17 protein-coding genes are annotated in these 19,477 nt (G+C 41.3%); 12 read left to right on the forward strand and 5 right to left on the reverse strand.

The window, feature by feature from the left end:
- Positions 1-134 precede the first annotated feature (134 nt).
- Positions 135-1,073: a Dyp-type peroxidase gene (locus EGC80_RS08755; protein ID WP_124012411.1), complete on the forward strand. Its 939-nt coding sequence runs from the start codon at positions 135-137 to the stop codon at positions 1,071-1,073.
- Positions 1,074-1,136: 63 nt separating this feature from the next.
- Here EGC80_RS08755 and argR read toward each other — a convergent pair whose 3' ends face one another.
- Positions 1,137-1,607, reverse strand: a complete 471-nt coding sequence (gene argR, locus EGC80_RS08760; protein WP_101034246.1) for a transcriptional regulator ArgR — start codon at positions 1,605-1,607, stop codon at positions 1,137-1,139.
- 195 nt (positions 1,608-1,802) lie between these two features.
- A complete protein-coding gene (locus tag EGC80_RS08765) occupies positions 1,803-2,291 on the reverse strand; it encodes an META domain-containing protein (protein ID WP_124012410.1) in 489 nt (162 codons plus the stop codon).
- A gap of 122 nt (positions 2,292-2,413) precedes the next feature.
- Between EGC80_RS08765 and EGC80_RS08770 the strand changes: the two genes are divergently transcribed.
- The 3 genes from EGC80_RS08770 to EGC80_RS08780 all read left to right on the forward strand — a co-directional run bounded on the left by EGC80_RS08770 (position 2,414) and on the right by EGC80_RS08780 (position 3,797).
- Positions 2,414-2,632: a hypothetical protein gene (locus EGC80_RS08770; protein WP_124012409.1), complete on the forward strand. Its 219-nt coding sequence runs from the start codon at positions 2,414-2,416 to the stop codon at positions 2,630-2,632.
- 3 nt (positions 2,633-2,635) lie between these two features.
- Positions 2,636-3,202 (forward strand): GNAT family N-acetyltransferase, encoded by a 567-nt coding sequence (locus tag EGC80_RS08775; protein WP_124012408.1) that lies wholly within the window; start codon positions 2,636-2,638, stop codon positions 3,200-3,202.
- Between the two features lie 238 nt (positions 3,203-3,440).
- The gene (locus EGC80_RS08780; RefSeq protein WP_124012407.1) at positions 3,441-3,797 is read left to right on the forward strand and encodes a hypothetical protein; all 357 of its coding nucleotides are present in this window, start codon (positions 3,441-3,443) and stop codon (positions 3,795-3,797) included.
- Positions 3,798-3,816: 19 nt separating this feature from the next.
- Here the strand turns inward: EGC80_RS08780 and EGC80_RS08785 are convergent, their stop codons facing one another.
- Both EGC80_RS08785 and metK read right to left on the reverse strand, forming a co-directional pair.
- Positions 3,817-4,440 carry a GNAT family N-acetyltransferase gene (locus tag EGC80_RS08785; RefSeq protein WP_164839442.1) on the reverse strand — a complete coding sequence of 208 codons (624 nt, stop codon included), beginning with the start codon at positions 4,438-4,440 and terminating at the stop codon, positions 3,817-3,819.
- Between the two features lie 133 nt (positions 4,441-4,573).
- Positions 4,574-5,725 (reverse strand): methionine adenosyltransferase, encoded by a 1,152-nt coding sequence (metK, locus tag EGC80_RS08790; RefSeq protein WP_124012405.1) that lies wholly within the window; start codon positions 5,723-5,725, stop codon positions 4,574-4,576.
- A 773-nt stretch (positions 5,726-6,498) separates the two neighbouring features.
- Here metK and tkt point away from each other — a divergent pair.
- The 8 genes from tkt to EGC80_RS08830 all read left to right on the forward strand — a co-directional run bounded on the left by tkt (position 6,499) and on the right by EGC80_RS08830 (position 16,994).
- Entirely contained in the window at positions 6,499-8,493 is a 1,995-nt protein-coding gene (gene tkt, locus EGC80_RS08795) for a transketolase (RefSeq protein WP_124012404.1), read from the forward strand.
- Positions 8,494-8,683: 190 nt separating this feature from the next.
- On the forward strand, positions 8,684-9,703 hold the full coding sequence (epd, locus tag EGC80_RS08800) for an erythrose-4-phosphate dehydrogenase (RefSeq protein ID WP_124012403.1): 1,020 nt from the start codon (positions 8,684-8,686) through the stop codon (positions 9,701-9,703).
- A gap of 79 nt (positions 9,704-9,782) precedes the next feature.
- A complete protein-coding gene (locus EGC80_RS08805) occupies positions 9,783-10,958 on the forward strand; it encodes a phosphoglycerate kinase (protein ID WP_124012402.1) in 1,176 nt (391 codons plus the stop codon).
- Positions 10,959-11,107: 149 nt separating this feature from the next.
- A complete protein-coding gene (fba, locus tag EGC80_RS08810; RefSeq protein ID WP_101034256.1) occupies positions 11,108-12,172 on the forward strand; it encodes a class II fructose-bisphosphate aldolase in 1,065 nt (354 codons plus the stop codon).
- 860 nt (positions 12,173-13,032) lie between these two features.
- A complete protein-coding gene (locus EGC80_RS08815; protein WP_124012401.1) occupies positions 13,033-13,773 on the forward strand; it encodes a DUF481 domain-containing protein in 741 nt (246 codons plus the stop codon).
- A 362-nt stretch (positions 13,774-14,135) separates the two neighbouring features.
- Complete coding sequence (locus EGC80_RS08820) at positions 14,136-14,882, forward strand: hypothetical protein (RefSeq protein ID WP_124012400.1); 747 nt, start codon at positions 14,136-14,138, stop codon at positions 14,880-14,882.
- Entirely contained in the window at positions 14,875-15,462 is a 588-nt protein-coding gene (locus tag EGC80_RS08825; RefSeq protein WP_124012399.1) for a hypothetical protein, read from the forward strand. Before EGC80_RS08820 ends, EGC80_RS08825 begins: the two co-directional genes overlap by 8 nt.
- Positions 15,463-15,551: 89 nt before the next feature.
- Positions 15,552-16,994, forward strand: a complete 1,443-nt coding sequence (locus EGC80_RS08830; RefSeq protein ID WP_124693514.1) for a hypothetical protein — start codon at positions 15,552-15,554, stop codon at positions 16,992-16,994.
- A 142-nt stretch (positions 16,995-17,136) separates the two neighbouring features.
- Here the strand turns inward: EGC80_RS08830 and EGC80_RS08835 are convergent, their stop codons facing one another.
- Positions 17,137-19,395 carry a PAS domain-containing protein gene (locus EGC80_RS08835; RefSeq protein ID WP_124012398.1) on the reverse strand — a complete coding sequence of 753 codons (2,259 nt, stop codon included), beginning with the start codon at positions 19,393-19,395 and terminating at the stop codon, positions 17,137-17,139.
- Positions 19,396-19,477: the final 82 nt, after the last annotated feature.

Raw genomic sequence — 19,477 nt, forward strand, 5'->3', positions numbered from 1 at the left:
TGAATTAAGATAAGCTATTAATTAGCGGAATTGATAAAAGAAGCTATTGGTTATCTAATGACTACTTAATTACATCAAAGCGTTAAGTTATAACCATTTAGGCCGACATAAAGTATTAAGGTAGATGAGTTAATATGGGTAACCAAGTTATGCCTCGTGAACAGTTAGGGATTTGCGCAGAAGGGAATTTACACAGTGTGTACTTGATGTTTAATGCCAATGACGGTGTTGAAGATCAACTACGTCCGTCCATTGCTAATGTGGCGCAATACATTTACGAACTCACGGATCAGTATGCAGACAGTGCTTTTAATGGCTTTGTGGGTATTGGGGCCAATTTTTGGGATACTTTTTATCCAGAAGCTCGTCCAGCATTGTTGAAACCTTTTCCTGCAATGAATGACGGTAATCGTGATGCTCCCGCGATGGAATATGATCTGTTTGTTCATATCCGTTGCGATCGTTATGATATTTTGCATCTTGTTGCTAATGAAATTAATCAAATGTTTGAGGATTTGGTTGAGTTAGTCGATGAAGAGCGCGGTTTTCGATTTATGGACAGTCGTGATTTAACCGGCTTTGTTGATGGTACTGAAAACCCTAAAGGGCGCCATCGTCAACAAGTTGCGCTCGTCGGTGATGAAGATCAAGACTTTGTATCTGGTAGTTATCTACATGTGCAAAAATACATGCATAACTTAAGTAAATGGCATCGTTTACCACTTAAAAAACAAGAAGATATTTTTGGTCGAACCAAAGTTGATGATATTGAGTACGAGTCAGAAGATAAGCCATTAACCAGCCATACGAAACGAGTCAATTTAAAGGACCCACAGGGTAAAGCATTAGAGATTTTACGCCAAAGCATGCCATATGGTTCGATTAGAGAACAAGGGCTAATGTTTCTTTCTGTATGCCGTACACCTGATAACTTCGAAAAAATGCTCCGCAGTATGGTGCACGGTGATGGTCATGGAAATCATGATCATCTAATGTCGTTTACTAAAGCGTTGACTGGGTCGTCATTTTTTGTACCATCACTGGATTTTTTAACTCAATTTGATGATGTGTAAACGCCGATCCTAGGCAATAAAAAAGCAATGCCATGGCATTGCTTTTTTATTGGAACGGTTTTTTTATTCACTATAGTTGAATAAGGATCTAACCGTTTCGAGAGTATCATCAATAGTTTTTATGCTTGCTGGGCAAATAAAAATAGTATCATCGCCGGCAATGGTACCTAATATGCCTTCTGGTTTGCCTATTGAATCGAGCAAACGTGCAATTAATTGCGCTGCACCTGGGCTGGTTCTTACCACAATCATGGCTTGGTTATGGTCAACATCCAGTACTAAATTCTTAACTGGACTACCCGCAGTCGGAACGCCTAGCTCGGCAGGGAGGCAATACACCATCTCTTGCTTAGCATTTCGAGTTCGCACAGCACCAAACTTGCTGAGCATGCGAGAGACCTTAGATTGATTAATATTACCGAATCCTTCGGCTTGAAGCGCAATAACAATCTCGCTTTGGCTTCCAAAACGTTCTTCTTTCAGAATCGCCTTAAAAGTTCGAACGAGCTCATCCTGATTTCTTGTCGCTGGCATAGTGATAATTCATCTTATAGTTGTTATTCAAAAAACTAGCATATTTTGAATATATTGGCTTGTTAAGTCAAGAAAGAATCAGATTTATTGAATAAAAATTCATTTTACAGTGGAACTTTAAGCTGACACTTGGGTGAGTAATAAGTCTACCGACTTAAGTGAATAATTCACAGTATTGAGGTTATAAACTATAAATTAATAGGGTGCAGTATTTAAAGAGGCTTTATCGGACGACTCGTTATATAACGATTCTTTGTATAACGATCGTGGCGATGATTGTTTTGTTAGTACCAATAGCGTATCACCCTTTTCAGACAGCAGATTGAGTTTGCCTTTTGAGAAATCAATCTGTTGTACCTGTGCAATAGCGTGCATCAAATCCGCTTCTTGGGCCATTAAACTATCTACACAAGCTTTCATAGTTGAACCCGACGGTGCCATTTGGAGTCGATTTCCTTGTTGATTGTAATGACCAAAAAATTGATTACAGCTGTTATTGCCGCTTAACTCACCATTTTGGGCAAAAACTAATTTTGCTGGGCTATTATTAATGGTAGGAGTGTCAAGGACGACTTCTACATGCCAAGTACCAATTAATTGTTCATTTGAGACAATTTGAGTGTGGTTTTGACAAGCACTAAGGCCTAAAAATATAACGGTGGCGCCAAGAATATGCTTTATCATGCGAAGAGAGTTCCAAATACGAAAAAATTGCCGTTATTCTACTACTTGAAGGTGAGTAAGAGCGTAAATAATTGTAATTTTTCGGATTAATGAACATTATTTAACGTATTAAAGAGTCTAAAATGATCAAATTACTCAAAGTGTTGCATATCGTTGGTTTAATCATGTTGCTGGTGGGCGTAGGATTATATTGGCAAAGTGATATAGGCCAGCAAGTCAGTGGTATATTAGTCATTGCCTTACTTATTGGTGTGGGGACATTAATTATGTCTCCGCTGCCTGTTGCGCTAGTGATAGAATGGTCTAAGAAACAATCTCCCAATTTAGGGTCAAAGGAATAATCATTGTCATTTATTATCCGTAAGGCGTTATTAACCGATGTTGCTGCTATTGTGCAGTTAGAACGTGCTCATGTAGATGATGAGTTGCTAGGTTCAAATAACCAACTTCATGCTCATTCACTCAGCAAAGGCGAGGTGATACAGCTTATCAATCAGCATTGGTTTATCGTGGCAGAAGAGCAAGAGCAAATCATTGGTTATGTGATGGCAGCCAAATGGTCCTTTCTTTCCGCGCAACCATTGTATCGCCATATTATTCAAAAAATTAAGTTTACCGATTTAGAGGGACAAACTTTATCGACCACTAATTCATGCCAATATGGGCCGGTTTGGATCCAAGAATCAAAACGTGGCAAAGGAGTATTTTCGGCGTTAGTCACTGAATTAAAAAAACAAGTAAGCAATACCTTTCCATTTATGATTACGTATGTCGCCGCAGACAATGCGCGTTCATTAGCCGCACATCAACAAAAAGCGGCGATGACAGAGATTGATCAATTTAGTTTTGAACAACGTGATTATTGTTTACTGGCCACTGCCACTGCCACTGCCACGGTAAATGGTATCTGATCAATTGTGTCGTTAAGGTGGTTATTTAACGTCAAGGCGGTATAAGGGATGGGATATATCGATAAAAACCGATTTATTTCAAGTCTGCAATATCAAACTGGCCATTGGCTTTGCTAACAAGGGACATTGACGTGTTAGTTGTGGCCCTATTGTCAGTCAATGCAACACCGATAGCAGGACAAAGAGTTGTTTGATTATCGTTTGCTATCCCGAGCTGAGGTTATTTATTAGGAATATTATGAGTACTGACTTTGAAACCCTTTTTTTACCTTACCTTGGCTTAAGGTTATCGGCGTTTGACAATATGAAGCTGATTGCTGCGGTATTGACTGACGCGAGTGAGACGTTTGAGTGTGTTGCAGCTGATTTACAAGATGAAGATGATCCACAGTTGCAGCAGTCGGGATATTTTGTGTGCTGGCAACAAACGTGGTTATTTTGTGGGGTAACCAATGATTACCATGCAGCGATTACATTGTTTACCCAAGTCGAGCGGATTAATAAGGCGTCAATTTGTGTCAAAGTGGTGCCAGTAATGACCATGCCGCAAGTATCGTTTATGTGTGTTGAAACGGCTCATTTTGATCATTGTTAATGAGCCTATCACCCCGTATTTATGGCGCTGTCACTTCAGCGTCATGGAGTTGCATTATCACTAATGGCCGTTGCTCACTGTGATATCGATGATATAACTGCATTATCTCTGCCGGTAACCTAGCAAACGCACTCGGGTCTATCACCATAAAGTGCTGCCGTTGATATAAGCCAATTAACCAGGGGTGGGCAAATAAGAAGCAATGTCTACTCGTTAATTTGGGCGCGATAAATTGCAATAACTGACTTGAAAGTTGTTGGCCACGATAGTGAGGATGGACTAATAATCCACTTATCAATTGATATTGGCCTATCGGTTTAATTCTTATTGCGGCAACGATTGTTTGCTGATTTAAGTCTGTGCTATCTGTGCCAGAAGAGTGTAGGTGATGAATCACTGCAACCGCTTCTTTTTGGGCTAATCGAGCATAAGGCATATGCTGACGATAAAATAATTTGAGTGCAGACCACGCTTTTATAGCAGAAAGTTTACTGGCACAGTGCTTGATAGCCGTGAGTTCAATCGCAGTCGGATTAGTTGCAGTCGGATTAGTTGCTCTTGGGTTAACCGCAATGGATTTAGTCGCAACAGATGGCTGGTGGTTTGCCGTTATCTTTGTGTCTAGCCAAGTGGGGTGATACATAACGTGAGCCATTTGTGAGATCAAATAATAGTCTAATAAATCAGATAAAATAAAACCGCCAATGGCGGTTTTATTTTTGATATCGTTTTGCTTAGCCTAAAGTCGCTAGGCTAAGACGATATGCGTTTCTTCATTATAGCCCAGCATCAGCCCGAAGGATTTCAGCTTTATCTGTCGCTTCCCAAGGGAATATATCGCGACCGAAATGACCATAAGCAGCGGTTTGTTGGTAGATTGGACGTGCCAAATCTAGCATTGCCGTTAAGCCATATGGACGTAACTCAAAGTGTTGACGAATCAATTTGATTAACACTTCTTCAGACACTTTACCGGTACCGAATGTTTCAATACTGATAGATGTTGGCTCTGCCACACCAATGGCGTAAGACACTTGAAGTTCACAGCGATCAGCAAGGCCAGCCGCAACAATGTTTTTAGCCACATAACGTGCAGCGTAAGCGGCACTTCGATCTACTTTAGATGGGTCTTTACCAGAGAATGCTCCGCCGCCATGACGGGCCATTCCGCCGTAAGTATCTACGATAATCTTACGTCCGGTTAAACCACAATCACCAACAGGTCCACCAATTACAAAGCGACCGGTAGGATTAATAAAGTATTTAGTGTCTTTATTTAACCATTGTGCCGGTAATACAGGCTTGATGATGGTTTCCATTACCGCTTCAATCAAATCAGCTTGTTTCACGTCTTCACGATGTTGCGTTGACAATACAATCGCATCGATACCGATGATTTTGCCATCGTCATAGGCAAACGTTACTTGGCTTTTCGCATCTGGGCGTAACCAAGGTAGGGTGCCATCTTTACGCACTTCAGACTGACGCTTAACTAATTTGTGCGCGTAAGTGATAGGTGCAGGCATCAATACATCGGTTTCATTGCTGGCATAGCCAAACATTAAGCCCTGGTCACCCGCGCCTTGTTCAGCCGGATCTGAGCGATCAACACCTTGATTAATGTCTGGTGACTGTTTGCCAATGGCGTTCAGTACAGCACATGAATCTGCATCAAAACCCATATCCGAATTGGTGTAACCGATTTCGCGCACGGTTTTACGGGTAATTTCTTCAATATCTACCCAAGCAGAAGTGGTGACTTCGCCGCCCACTAATACCATACCGGTTTTAACATATGTTTCGCACGCAACACGAGCTTTTGGATCTTGCTCAAGTATTGCGTCTAATACCGCATCAGAAATCTGATCGGCGATTTTATCTGGATGACCTTCTGAGACAGACTCAGAGGTAAACAAGTGCTTTGCCATAATAGGAAAATCTCGTTGGTTGCATTTGAATATACGTCTAGACGTCTATTTTAGTCGAAATCGAATCTGATAACACCCCCCCTATACGAATTTAACTTTATAATTGTGCAGTGATGCATGAATATTTTATATTCAAAATAACTATTTTTAGCTTCGTTGCTAATTAACTGATTGATTATAAATAATTTTAGATGTTTTTATGGTTTTTTATAATCACTTTAGTGCCAAAAATTGAACAATATCAGGGTTGATTATTAGGCTTTAAATGGCGATATAAGGTTATGTTTGACTGATATGGCGCTGTTTTCAAGCTTGACTGTCAATAAATAATGACTTAGCTCATCAATGCCCTTCATTGGTATTTGAGCATATGGCTAGGTACTAGGTCGCTTCGCTGCTTGATGCTATAAAATCTTAGCAGCGAAGCGGTCCCTATTCCTGAGATGACAAGCGGTGACGAGCGATATCAAGAGATGATAAGCCACGAGCCTAGGTGCTAGACCGCTCTATCCGTGAGCGCAGCGTTCGCTTGTTATCTCTTGTTATCGTTTCTGAAGCTGTCCCTAGTAGGACAGAGTCCGCTCCTAGCAGCCGCAGGCGCTCTATTCCTAGACCCTTGAACTGGGTCAATTCTGGACATGCACAATCCTGTCTTTCGAGGTCGTTTGGGTATAAATATGCAATGTGAGAAATTTTAATTTGCGTCACATCGCCTAGTAGGGGAAAATATGACTTCACAATTGTCAGCTACTCACAAACAAGCAGGAGAGAGCATGTCATCTCGTAAAGTACTCGCTAACGCCATTCGCGCCCTAAGTATGGATGCGGTTCAAAAAGCCAATTCTGGTCATCCAGGTGCCCCTATGGGTATGGCTGATATTGCCGAAGTGCTATGGAATGATTTTCTAAAGCACAATCCAACTAATCCTAACTGGGTCGATCGCGATCGTTTTGTACTATCAAACGGTCATGGCTCTATGCTTATATACTCTTTACTGCATTTATCGGGTTATGAATTGCCAATTGAAGAGCTAAAACAATTCCGTCAATTACATTCAAAAACCCCTGGTCATCCAGAATATGGTTACACCCCTGGCATTGAAACCACAACCGGTCCTTTAGGCGCGGGGCTCAGTAATGCTGTTGGTATGGCAATTGCTGAAAAAACCTTAGCGGCTCAGTTTAATCGCCCAGGCCACGAGATTGTTGATCACTTTACCTACTGTTTCTTAGGCGATGGTTGTTTAATGGAAGGTATTTCTCACGAAGCCAGTTCATTAGCGGGCACATTGGGTCTTGGTAAGTTAGTGGCATTTTGGGATGACAACGGTATTTCTATCGATGGTCATGTTGAAGGTTGGTTTACCGACGATACGCCTAAGCGTTTTGAAGCCTATGGCTGGCATGTTATTGCGGGTGTAGATGGTCATGATCCAGACGCTATCCGTGCTGCAATTGAACAAGCCAAATCAGTCACTGACAAGCCATCGATGATTTGCTGTAAAACCATTATTGGTTTCGGTTCGCCTAACAAATCGGGTAGCCATGATTGCCATGGTGCACCATTAGGTGATGCTGAAATCGCCGCGGCTCGTGAGTTCTTAAACTGGCCACATGCTCCTTTTGAAATCCCATCTGATGTTTATGCTGGTTGGGATGCTAAGCAAAAAGGTGTGGCCAATGAATCATTATGGAATGAAAAATTTGGCGCTTATCAAGCTGCATTTCCAGAACTCGCTGCAGAATATGATCGCCGGGTATTAAAAGGTGATTTACCTGCAGATTTCGAATCTAAAGCACAAGCTTTTATCCAACAAAGCCAAGATAAAGCTGAAGGTATTGCCAGCCGTAAAGCATCGCAAAATGCCATAGGTTTCTTCGGTGCCATGTTGCCAGAATTACTCGGTGGTAGCGCAGACTTAGCCGGTTCTAATTTAACGCTTTGGTCTGGTTCAAAAGGTATTCAAGACGATCCTGCCGGTAACTACATCTATTACGGTGTACGTGAATTTGGCATGAGCGGTATTATGAACGGCGCATCATTGCATGGTGGTTTTATTAACTATGGTGCAACCTTCATGATGTTTATGGAATATGCGCGTAACGCAGTACGTATGTCTGCATTAATGGGTATTCAAAATATTTTCGTGTATACCCATGACTCAATTGGTCAAGGTGAAGATGGTCCAACCCATCAGCCTGTTGAGCAATTAGCTAACTTGCGCTTAACGCCAAATATGGCCGTATGGCGTCCATGTGATGCAGCTGAAACGGCTGTTTCATGGAAAGTGGCGATTGAACGTCGCAATGCACCAACAGCGCTAGTCTTTAGCCGTCAGGGTCTTAAAGCACAAGCGCGTAGCACTGAGCAATTAGCTAACGTGACTAAAGGTGGTTATGTACTGTCTGATTGTCAAGGCACTGCAGAGGTGATTTTGATTGCCACCGGCAGTGAAGTGCAATTGGCGATGGATTCTGCCGTCGAGTTAACCAAGTTAGGTCAAAAAGTGCGTGTGGTTTCTATGCCTTCTACGACTGAGTTTGATAAGCAAGATGCTGCCTACAAAGAATCTGTCTTGCCAAAAGGTGTCACTAAACGTGTTGCCATTGAAGCTGCACATACAGATTTCTGGTACAAGTATATTGGTTTTGATGGTGGCGTAGTGGGTATGACGACCTTCGGTGAGTCAGCCCCTGGTGGTGATTTACTTAAGCATTTCGGCTTCACTGTTGATAATGTAGTAAAAACTGTCCAATCTTTAGGATAATCATCTGAGATTAAACACTTATCTATTAGGTGGTTAATCTGTATAATAACGGCCTGCAATACTATTGCAGGCCGTTATTTTTATGTCTTTAATTCACACTAAATAACATTTACTAAGTCACTTATGTGTCAGTGTTTCTACAATAGTTGATGACACCATAGGTACCTCGGTGAATGATACTGGACCCTAAATGATTCGAGTTGCAATTAATGGTTATGGCCGGATTGGCCGCTCAATACTTCGTGCACTGTACGAATCTGGTAAACGTCAACAAATTCAAATTGTGGCGATTAATGAGCTGGCAAAGCCAGAAGCTATTTGTCATTTAACCCAATACGACACTACTCATGGTCGTTTCAAGCATAACGTTAAGCTAAAGGGTGATCAGTTGCTTATTGGTGATGACAGTATTTTGTTACTCAATCAAGCTGATGCTAACTTATTGCCTTGGGCTGAGCTTGATATTGATATCGTTTATGAAGCCACCGGCAGCTTAATTGATCGTCAAGCTTGCGAAGCACACATTCATGCTGGCGCTAAGCAAGTGCTGATTAGCCATCCTTCTTCTGCAGATGTTGATGCAACCATTGTGTATGGTGTTAATCATGATTTATTGCGTGCAGACCATACGGTTATTTCTAATGCGTCTTGCACTACCAATTGTATTGTCCCGGTTATCGATGTATTGGATAAGCATTTTGAAATTAAAAGTGGGGCTATTACGACTATTCACTCGGCGATGAATGATCAGCAGGTCATTGACGCTTATCATGATGATTTACGTCGAACGCGCGCCGCAGGCCAGTCCATTATTCCTGTTGATACTAAATTAGCTCGAGGCATCGAACGTATTTTGCCGCACATGAAAGATAAGTTTGAAGCTATTTCTGTGCGTGTGCCCACCATTAATGTGACCGCGATCGATTTATCCGTCACCCTTGAGAAAAAAGTCAATATTGAACAGATCAACAGTGTGTTAGAACTTGCCTCAAACGGAAGTTTTAATGGTATTTTAGGCTATACTGACGAGCCTCTGGTATCGTGTGACTTTAACCATGATCCACGTTCAAGTATTGTCGATGGTACCCAAACCCGTGTTAGCGCTGGCCACTTGGTCAAATTATTATTATGGTGCGATAACGAATGGGGTTATGCCAACCGCATGCTTGATACCAGTTTAGCGATGATCCAAGCAAAATTAGATCGGTAACATAAACAGATTATGCCGTAATGGGTTAAGCCGGTTGCGCACAAAGACTTTGTATTAACTTAAAAAGGAACTGCTAATTATGGCAATTATTAACATGACAGATTTAGATCTACAAAATAAGCGGGTGCTTATTCGTGAAGATTTAAACGTGCCTGTCAGCGATGGCGTTGTGACCAGTGATGCGCGTTTACGGGCGTCATTGCCAACGATTAAACTTGCGCTGCAAAAAGGCGCCGCAGTCATGGTGATGTCACATTTAGGCCGCCCAACAGAAGGTGTGTTCAACGCCGAATTCTCAATGCAACCTGTAGTGGATTATTTAACGAAAGCGTTAGATTGCTCAGTGCTTTTAGTGAGTGATTATCTTGATGGTGTTGAGGTTAATGTTGGCGAAGTCGTCGTATTTGAAAACGTTCGCTTTAATATTGGCGAAGGTAAAAACGATGAAGCATTATCTAAAAAAATGGCCGCATTATGTGATGTGTATGTTATGGACGCATTTGGAACGGCTCATCGTGCCCAAGCATCTACTCATGGCGTCGGTGTGTATGCCCCCATTGCCTGTGCTGGCCCGTTATTAGCCCAAGAATTAGATGCACTAGGCAAAGCGCTTGATAATCCAGCTCGTCCAATGGTGGCGATTGTTGGTGGTTCTAAAGTGTCGACTAAATTAACCGTACTTGAAAGCCTTTCAACTAAAGTTGACCAACTTGTTGTGGGCGGCGGTATTGCTAATACCTTTATTGCTGCAGCAGGCTATAAAGTAGGTAAGTCACTGTATGAAGCTGATTTAGTAGAAGAGGCCAAGCGTCTAGTGGCCAATGCCCGAAGTCGTGGTGGTGATATTCCGGTTCCTACTGACGTGGTAGTCGCGAGTGAGTTTAGTCCAACGGCTGCCGCGACGCTTAAATCGGTTAGCGAGGTGACTGACAGCGATATGATTTTTGATATTGGTCCTGACAGCGCAGAAGCCTTAGCTAAAATTATTGAACAAGCGGGCACGATCGTCTGGAATGGTCCAGTGGGCGTGTTTGAATTTGATCAATTCGGCGAAGGCACTAAGCGTATCGCCGAAGCGATCGCAAATTCCAAAGCATTTTCTATTGCTGGCGGTGGTGACACCCTGGCGGCAGTCGATAAGTACAATATTGCAGACAAAGTGTCTTATATTTCAACCGGTGGGGGGGCTTTCCTTGAGTTTTTAGAAGGCAAAGAATTACCCGCAGTAGCAATGCTTGAAAAGCGTGGCGCTTAGTTCACACATCAAGTATTTGTAGCGTAAACCTAATAATTATTATAAAAAAAACCGCTCTGTCACTGTTATTTTTTAGCCGCGACAGAGTAAAAAATCCGTCCAAACGATAGCGACCTAGGTGAGTAATCACCCTATTATTGGAGAACAAAATGGCTCTTATCTCTCTACGACAACTGCTTGACCACGCTGCAGAGCATGGTTATGGCGTCCCTGCTTTTAACGTTAACAACCTTGAGCAAATGCGTGCAATTATGCAAGCCGCTGAAGCCACTGACAGCCCTGTGATTGTTCAGGCCTCTGCCGGTGCACGTAAATATGCTCGCCCACAATTTTTAAAATACTTAATGGCAGCCGCTCTTGAGCAGTATCCTGATATCCCAGTTTGTATTCATCAAGATCATGGTACTGATCCTGACATTTGTCAGCGTTCAATTCAGTTAGGTATGTCATCAGTCATGATGGATGGCTCGTTAATGGCCGATGGTAAAACACCTGCATCATACGACTACAACGTAGATGTCACTCGTCGTACAGTGGCATTTGCTCATGCTTGTGGTGTGTCTGTTGAAGGTGAAATTGGTTGTTTAGGCAGTTTAGAAACTGGCCAAGCTGGCGAAGAAGATGGTGTTGGTGCTGTGGGAACACTGAGCATGGACCAAATGCTAACGTCGCCTGAAGAAGCTGCTCGGTTCGTTGCTGATACTCATGTAGATGCGTTAGCGATTGCCATTGGTACCAGTCATGGTGCGTACAAGTTCAGCCGTAAACCTACCGGTGATGTATTACGTATCGACCGTATTAAAGAAATCCATGCGCGGATCCCTAACACGCATTTGGTTATGCACGGTTCATCTTCAGTACCGCAAGAGTGGCTGAAAATCATCAACCAGTACGGTGGTGAAATTCCAGAAACTTACGGTGTACCGTTAGAAGAAATCGTTGAAGGTATTAAGCACGGTGTGCGTAAAGTGAACATTGATACTGATTTACGTTTAGCATCAACGGGTGCCGTGCGTAAATTCTTGGCTGAACATCCTGCAGAATTTGATCCGCGTAAATTCTTGAAAGCATCAATGGAAGCGATGGCTGACATTTGTACCATCCGTTATGAAGCATTTGGTTGTGCGGGTATGGGCTCTAAAATTAAGCCTAAATCACTGCAAGCAATGTATAAAGCTTATCAATCTGGTGAGCTTGATCCTAAAATAATGTAAGCCAGTCTTACACTAAAACCACTAATCAGCTCATTTATCAATGAGCTGATTTTTTGTGAAAAAATAACCCAAAACGCTATTTTGTAAACCTTATCGAACATGGTTATCGGTTAAAAAATTGATGCTATAACGTCAACATTTATTGATTTACCTGTTATGGGCGAAAGATCTCATGGATGTGGCCATTAATGGCCGCGACCTAATGTGAGACGCCCTGGGTGACAAAGCTTTCGCGGCACAGTGATTCTATTGCCAAATTTGAATGTTTATCTTATTGTTCGGATTGTTGATTGGTATAGGTAACAAGATTATTATTGACCCTATGGTCGGTGCTAAACAGCTATGAGCTGCTAAGTCTCAAAGGTATCTAGTGCCAACATTAGGCTTAATCCTAACCAGTATTATGATGCTATTCGTGATGATATGGTGGCCTAATCTCATGGGGAACTAGTGATAAAAACGACCTTATTTTCCTTATAGGATAATTATTTGTGCTGCCGTTAGTTATGGAAACCGTTAGGACATTTAACTTAGTAGTGATTAATGCGTTAAGAGCCTGCGGTGATGCCATGTTGGCTTTTTGCATGGGCCTGTTCCATGTGATGTATAGCGGGATCTGATGCGGTCCACTTAGCGTTTAGCTTGCTGGGTGTTTGGGCCGTTTTAGCGCTCGATGAATAGGTTTAGCCATGCTGTGGCTGTTAATGCACCGCATGTTGGCAAAGCAACAGCCTAGTGACTTAATGATTGATGGGATGACTATTTTTTCAATTTTATTATCAAAGTGTTAATATTCTAGGGGTTAAACGTATAACCCCCCACATTAGATTTTGTAAATCGTAAATAAAGGATGAAATGACATGAAGAGACTGCTACTTACTGCAGCTATTACACTAACCATGCCATTTGCAGCACATGCTGGAAGTGAGTTTGTTGAAGGCGATGCCACTTTTGCTGGTGAAGCAGAATTAGGTGCAACGTTAACCACCGGTAATACAGATACTTCTTCGTTTAAAGCGCGCCTAGCGTTGAAACAAGAATTAGACAACTGGGAGAACCAGTATGTGTTAGAAGGCTTGTACAAAGAAGACTCTGAAGAAGTGACTGCAAAACGTTATTTCCTAGGTGCGCAAGGCAACTACCAAATTAACGATGTGAGCTATTTGTTTGCTAACACTAACTATGAAGTTGATCCATTCACTGGTTACGATTTCACCTCAACGACTTCTGCCGGTTATGGTCAACACTTTATTGATACTGACAGAATGTCTTTAAAAGCTGAGGCGGGTCCGGGTTATATTTATCAACAACTGGATGAAGAATCCGCACTTGCTGAAGGTTATGATAGCGAAGATAGCGTTGTTGCTCACGCCGTGATTGATTTCCAAACTAAGATTAGTGATTCATCTAAGTTCCAGCAGAGGTTTGTTGCCGATTGGGGGAGTAAATTAGATGCTCGTTCTGAAACCTCATTAACAGCCAATATCGTTGGCTCACTGGCGATGAAATTTGCTGTTATTGTTCGCTATAACAGTGAACCGCTTGATGACAAAGAAAGTACTGACACTGAAACCAACATGACATTACTTTACGCATTTTAAGTTAACACTATTTGTCATGTTAACTTGAATTTATGTATCGAAACGCTGGCCTTGCCAGCTTTTTTATAGCTGTTTTTTTGAATGACTACAATGTCGGCTTATTATCGCCTTAACGAATGGATCCCCCCAATCTTTATCCGTAAGTGATTAATTCAGCGTGTCCCATTATTAATCAGCAATGTCGTAAGTTAGCGATTTCTATATTTACTATCATGCAATTATACCTTGCGCAGAAAAACGCCATATTCGCGGGCTTGCTCACGAATTAGCAATCTTATCCAGAGGATAGTCGAGTTAGCATCCTTTCATCTCTCTCTTTGGGAGTATACTTTTTTAATCAGTCGATACACTAAGACAGTGCGATGCAAATAGGATGTTGTTGGTTCGACAATGCACAACGTTTGTTGACAGATCAGTCAACGGCGACTCAATGGCATTTAAACGATAATGAATATTGGGTGTTAAACCAATTGGTTCAGCATCGCGGGCAAGTAGTGCCTTTATCTTTGCTTGCAACTGTGGTGGCATCTGGTGACTGTGCGCATCAATTATCTCATGCCGAACTGCTAGGTATTATCAATAAAATTATTAATCATCTGTGTCATCGTCATATTAATCTCATTGAATATATCCCTGAACAGGGGGTGATTTTATATACCACCGTGACCACTAAGCGCAGCAAGATCTTGGAAATGCCTAATCGGCTATTATCGTTAGGTCAGTATCTGTTTATTATTGCCATTCTATTAAGTATATTGTTGTTTGTTTACGCTAACCTTAACCCTCCTCAGCTTGCTCAAGCCGATGTATTGCGGCAAGTGTTGACCTCTGATGGACATATTGTTCAACTGTTTGTTTTTGGGGAGGATAATCAGCAAAATGCGCTATTGCATGCAGACTGCTTATCAACACAATTACGCTTGTGTCACCATGCCCGCTGGGATTCAATTACGATGACGTTATCGGCTAATCAAGGTTACATGAGTTTCATTTTGACCGATTCCAGTGAAGCGATACCATTAGTTAATAGCATTAAAGTGAGTATCGATAACATGAGCACGCCATTTATCACTCAAGAATGGCTACAAAAGGTGCACATTTGTGGCTAGATTTATGTCCCTATTAATGCACATGAAAATACGCCGATTATTACAGTCAAAACGCGGCAAGCTTTTTTTTGTATTAAGTTTTTTGCTGATTACATTTATTGTGACCAGTGTGCTTAATCGCATTGCTAGTACCCATAATGTTTGGCATTTCGATTGCCATGCTGACGGTTATTTTAGTCATCAAGGAGAATTACCATTAACCGTTAATAAAAGTAACTTACGGTTAACCTTATACATTGAGCACAATCAAGCCGAACTGACTTATAGGGTAGAGTCATCAACTCATGATCCCGAAACGGTTCAATTATCAGGCAAGGTCGAAGAGGTTCATATGGGCTCATTTACTTATCATTTAGCATTATCCCTACCGCCGACCCGTTGGCAAGATAACAGTCTATTACGCCCATATTTACAGAATGAATTTGGTATTACTGCATCTCACTTTATGGATGGTTTTAGCATATCTCAGGAGGTTCAGGTGATCGACTTAGATGACACATTCACACGGGGAACGCTAAAATTTCTCCCAAGTAATAACGTTTGGGCTTGTCAGTTAATATCCCCCAATACTGCTGACTAATTTTCATTGAATAAATTAACTTTTAGCTTAATATTCCCTTTGCGGTATAGTAGGTAAGTGTCAATGAAAAAAGGTGTGTGAAAGATATAGTGGCAAAAGTTAAAGTAAAACAAGAAGAAGCGTTATCAATTAAATTTAGTCATCAAATGGGCCCTGGTGATCAACGGGTATTTGATCTGTATTTTTATTTGCCAACAGAAATGGGCATTGGTTCGCATACCTTAGATGAAGAGGATTATTATCACAGTAGTATTCTTGGACGTCGTTCTTATTATTCTAAAGGACTGCATTTACCGTTAGTCCAGTCACGTTTTGTCAGTTTAAATAAACGAACGTTAGAAGAGTTTCGTTTATACCTTAACTTATTCGCTTATCAATTTGCTGTCGCCATTGAAACTGATGCCAAAGAGTTACAACAAAATACTGACACAAGTGAGTTTTATCCGGCATTAGATGAGCTGTGTGATGTGGTTACGCAACTATTTAAAAAGTTTCGGCGTAATGAACCGAACGATCCTAAGTGGAAATCTTATTTTGAGCATGCCGATAATTACCTGTCCTGGTTTTGTGAGCAGCAGCTATTAAAGACATTGGCTCGAAGCCCTAGAAGTGCTGACTATAGTGATGTTAAAGAAAAAGTATTAAATTTATGCTGTAGTGAGAATCACTATAGAGAGCAAGAGTGCAAATACAACTCGTTGCAGACTCAGCTTGATGCTAACCGGATCTCTAATAAAATGCTTCTTTTAAGACGCTTAATTCAACAAGGTGTTGTTTTAAAAGAAGAATTAAAGCCATTAGGCGTCGGTCTCAAAAAATTCGTAACTGGAGTTGCCACGGGGCTTGTGATGCTGGTGGTATCGGCATTGATAATAAAAGCCCAAGGTTTCTTTAATGGATTAACCTTGACCTTGCTGCTGACGTTAGCGGTTATTTATGGTTTTAGGGAAATCTTTAAAGAGGATTTTCGTAATGCTATGTGGCGGTTTATCCAACGAGGCCGTCCAAGGTGGAGCCGTATTTTACGTGATACTACCACCCAAACTGTGGTCGCTAAACAATTAGTTTGGCTCGAATTTATGCGCAGTCAAGATATCCCAAAAGCGGTTTCTGATATCATGAAGCAACGCCACAGTCAGAATAAAGTGGATTCAGAAGTTCTGCATTATCGTATTGCAACCAAGGTGACAAATAAGCCCTTTGAGGCGGATTATTCACAAATTCAAGAACAAGTGAATTTTAGTCTAGTGCCTTTTGCTCGTCATTTAGAACGTGGTAAAGCGAAGATATATAAAGAAACCGAAGGTAATATTAGCAATGAGTCTGTTGAGCGTCGCTATCAAGTCAATTTGGTTGCTGTGTTGCGTGATGGCAAACAGGAACCTGAATATGCCCGCTTTAAAGTGACCATGAACCGTTCAAGTATTATTGATATTCATGAAAGTAAGCTGCCTGATAATGTACAACCTTTTAGGCTTGAGTCTGACGAACTCCTTCCAGAGGTTGTTAGTCATTCTAATCCGCACACATAAGACTACAGATGAAGTAATTAAAAATAGTTTTCTTTTATAGCTTTATTTCTATTTATTAATAACTTGACGTTATTCATCTTCTGTTCAACGGTCAATATTGATCACCACCTGACGTTAAGCAACGCTGTGTCAGGTGATTGAATCAGTCAATTTTCGAGGATGATGTGGCTTTGGTAGGGCGAGTAAATGCTTGGCAAATATTTTGGTCAACAGATTGTTTAGCACGTTTTAAGGCTATTTCAGCGTTAGCAAGGTATTGGTCCAAACTTTGTCGCTGTAAATAACTCGCGATACCAATGTTAATTCCTTCACCCAAATTCTTTTCTTCCAGACACTGCATCATATTAATCGCATATTGATGGGCTGAGTTTGCATTCGTTTCGGTCAACAATATGACTAGCTTTCCGAGCTGCCATTGCGCAATTTGATAATTAAGCGGTAACTCAATCAGTAACTGTAGCTCAATGTCTTTTTGACGCTTTTCAAGTTGGCTCATATTGCCCATATTGCTGAAAATGCCTTCTGGATTAATGTCCATTACGAGTAAGCTTGAATGTTCTTTAGTGAGCTCACTAAGGTTGATAAAGTAATTTTCAAGCTCATTTAAACGTAATACTATGGCGCTTCGATGGCCAATGACGTTACTGCTGTTTTGGGCCGACACCACTGGCGTGGTCTGTTCAAAAGTACAAATAAGGTATTCAATATCACCTTCGAATGTAAGTTGACCTGTTAATGTCGTTTTTAAGCAATGCTCATAACGGCCATGGTTAAATGGCATAATTTGCGCGGTCCACTCCCCCTGTAAGCTAATTTGCGCGGTTATGTTCTGCCATTGATTATGCAGTTCATCGCCGAGTAATTCTGTGATAGAAATATCAGTGTCTCCGTGTAAAGACATCAGCTGATCAAATTGCTTATTACATTTTATTATCATGCCACTGGCATCGGTTAGCGCCGTAGCGACAGCACAGTTGCTCATTAATTGATAGAGATAGGCTTGGCTCTGACTATCAAATAATGCGGTAATATCTTCAAATGTGACTAACCAATAATACTCATTACTGTTAGGGCATTTTTCTCTGCGAATATGAGTTTGTAACATACTACTATTAAGCGTTTCTAAATTGATCTCACCATTCCATTGCTTATGATGAGTTAATGCATCTTTAATGTGGTTGAAACGATCATCATCAAGATGCAGTACTCGTTGTAAACTGCGATCTTTGAGATCATCAATTGGTAAGGATAGTGCGGCAGCGGCTTTGGCATTAACGCTCTGGATACGGCCACTATCATTGACGATTAAGCAGCTTAATTCACTGCTAAACAAACTGTTACTCAATTGAAGGCTATTTTGCCTCGCGCGTCTCTCAAGTACAAATCGATGTCTTAATATAATCAGTAAACTGGCTAACAGTGCTATCAAGCATCCTGCAACTATGATGAGTATTCGCCATTGAGCATAGCGAGTGGCAATGTCTTCATGGCGAATATAAGACAATAAAAAGTATTCTCTTTTGTTTTCGTATTGGTTGGTTAACTCGACTTTTAAATACACAAAAGTGGAGTCTTGGCTGTGAAACTGACCAAAGTTATTCATTGCTATTACACGCCACAATTCTGGGTAAGTTTGTTTTAAACTTGCCCCAAGTGTGTTGGGCATACTGTCTAATGGCGCAGGTTGAGAGGCACCCGCATAGAGGAAACCTTGAGTATCAAGCAGGAGTAATGGTGAATTTTGATTAAAAAAAGCAGGCTTTATTGTTTCCAGTAGTTTAACGATAGAATTGTAAGTGACCAAATAACCTTTAATACTTTGGTCTGGGTTTTCTATCCACGATAACTGATAAAAATAAGGTTCTAATATGCCATCAATAGGAGTAAACGCCATTGGTGACGTGTAAATATCATTGCCGCCCATATTTCTACCCGAGCCCAATAACGCGGCGGGTAGTTGCATGTTATTGAAACTACCCGTGGTGGCAAATTGGAGTTCTCCTTGAGGAGTAAATAATGCCAGCCCAAGTAGTTCAGGAATATTTTCAGTCAATGAATTCCAGTTTTCGATGGTCTTTAATTGCAGTTTGTCTGATGGGTTTTGCAGATATTGTCGCAGTAATTCACCTTTTGCGATGGTTTGGGTTCTAAACTGCAAAAATGAGACTTTATCAGAGGCTAAAGACGCTACCGTTTGCAACTCACTGTAGCGTTGATCTGCCCAATCTTCTTGCAGGCGACGCTCGCCTAGATTGACCACCATATTAGTGACGATAAACACCACAATTAATAAAATAATCAATTGGCTTAGCAGCGAAAGAATGTGCTGTTGCGACCAATGACTCGCTTGTGAAGAAATTAATAACGAGTTTGAAGAACCCACTGCTTTGTGTTTAGACATGGTGCCACTTTTTTAGCATTCTCTTACTGGCAATACTAGCATGAAGCCGACGTTGGCGAAAACGTCTAGGTATCAATAGCCC

The sequence above is a fragment of the Shewanella psychromarinicola genome, assembly GCF_003855155.1.
Classification (GTDB): domain Bacteria; phylum Pseudomonadota; class Gammaproteobacteria; order Enterobacterales; family Shewanellaceae; genus Shewanella; species Shewanella psychromarinicola.

Excerpts from the sequence above, each read along its gene's own strand:
- EGC80_RS08755 (WP_124012411.1), top strand. The coding sequence starts at position 135 with ATGGGTAACCAAGTTATGCCTCGTGAACAGTTAGGGATTTGCGCAGAA.
- argR (WP_101034246.1), bottom strand. The coding sequence starts at position 1,607 with ATGCCAGCGACAAGAAATCAGGATGAGCTCGTTCGAACTTTTAAGGCG.
- EGC80_RS08765 (WP_124012410.1), bottom strand. The coding sequence starts at position 2,291 with ATGATAAAGCATATTCTTGGCGCCACCGTTATATTTTTAGGCCTTAGT.
- EGC80_RS08770 (WP_124012409.1), top strand. The coding sequence starts at position 2,414 with ATGATCAAATTACTCAAAGTGTTGCATATCGTTGGTTTAATCATGTTG.
- EGC80_RS08780 (WP_124012407.1), top strand. The coding sequence starts at position 3,441 with ATGAGTACTGACTTTGAAACCCTTTTTTTACCTTACCTTGGCTTAAGG.
- EGC80_RS08785 (WP_164839442.1), bottom strand. The coding sequence starts at position 4,440 with ATGTATCACCCCACTTGGCTAGACACAAAGATAACGGCAAACCACCAG.
- metK (WP_124012405.1), bottom strand. The coding sequence starts at position 5,725 with ATGGCAAAGCACTTGTTTACCTCTGAGTCTGTCTCAGAAGGTCATCCA.
- tkt (WP_124012404.1), top strand. The coding sequence starts at position 6,499 with ATGTCATCTCGTAAAGTACTCGCTAACGCCATTCGCGCCCTAAGTATG.
- epd (WP_124012403.1), top strand. The coding sequence starts at position 8,684 with ATGATTCGAGTTGCAATTAATGGTTATGGCCGGATTGGCCGCTCAATA.
- EGC80_RS08805 (WP_124012402.1), top strand. The coding sequence starts at position 9,783 with ATGGCAATTATTAACATGACAGATTTAGATCTACAAAATAAGCGGGTG.
- fba (WP_101034256.1), top strand. The coding sequence starts at position 11,108 with ATGGCTCTTATCTCTCTACGACAACTGCTTGACCACGCTGCAGAGCAT.
- EGC80_RS08815 (WP_124012401.1), top strand. The coding sequence starts at position 13,033 with ATGAAGAGACTGCTACTTACTGCAGCTATTACACTAACCATGCCATTT.
- EGC80_RS08820 (WP_124012400.1), top strand. The coding sequence starts at position 14,136 with ATGCAAATAGGATGTTGTTGGTTCGACAATGCACAACGTTTGTTGACA.
- EGC80_RS08835 (WP_124012398.1), bottom strand. The coding sequence starts at position 19,395 with ATGTCTAAACACAAAGCAGTGGGTTCTTCAAACTCGTTATTAATTTCT.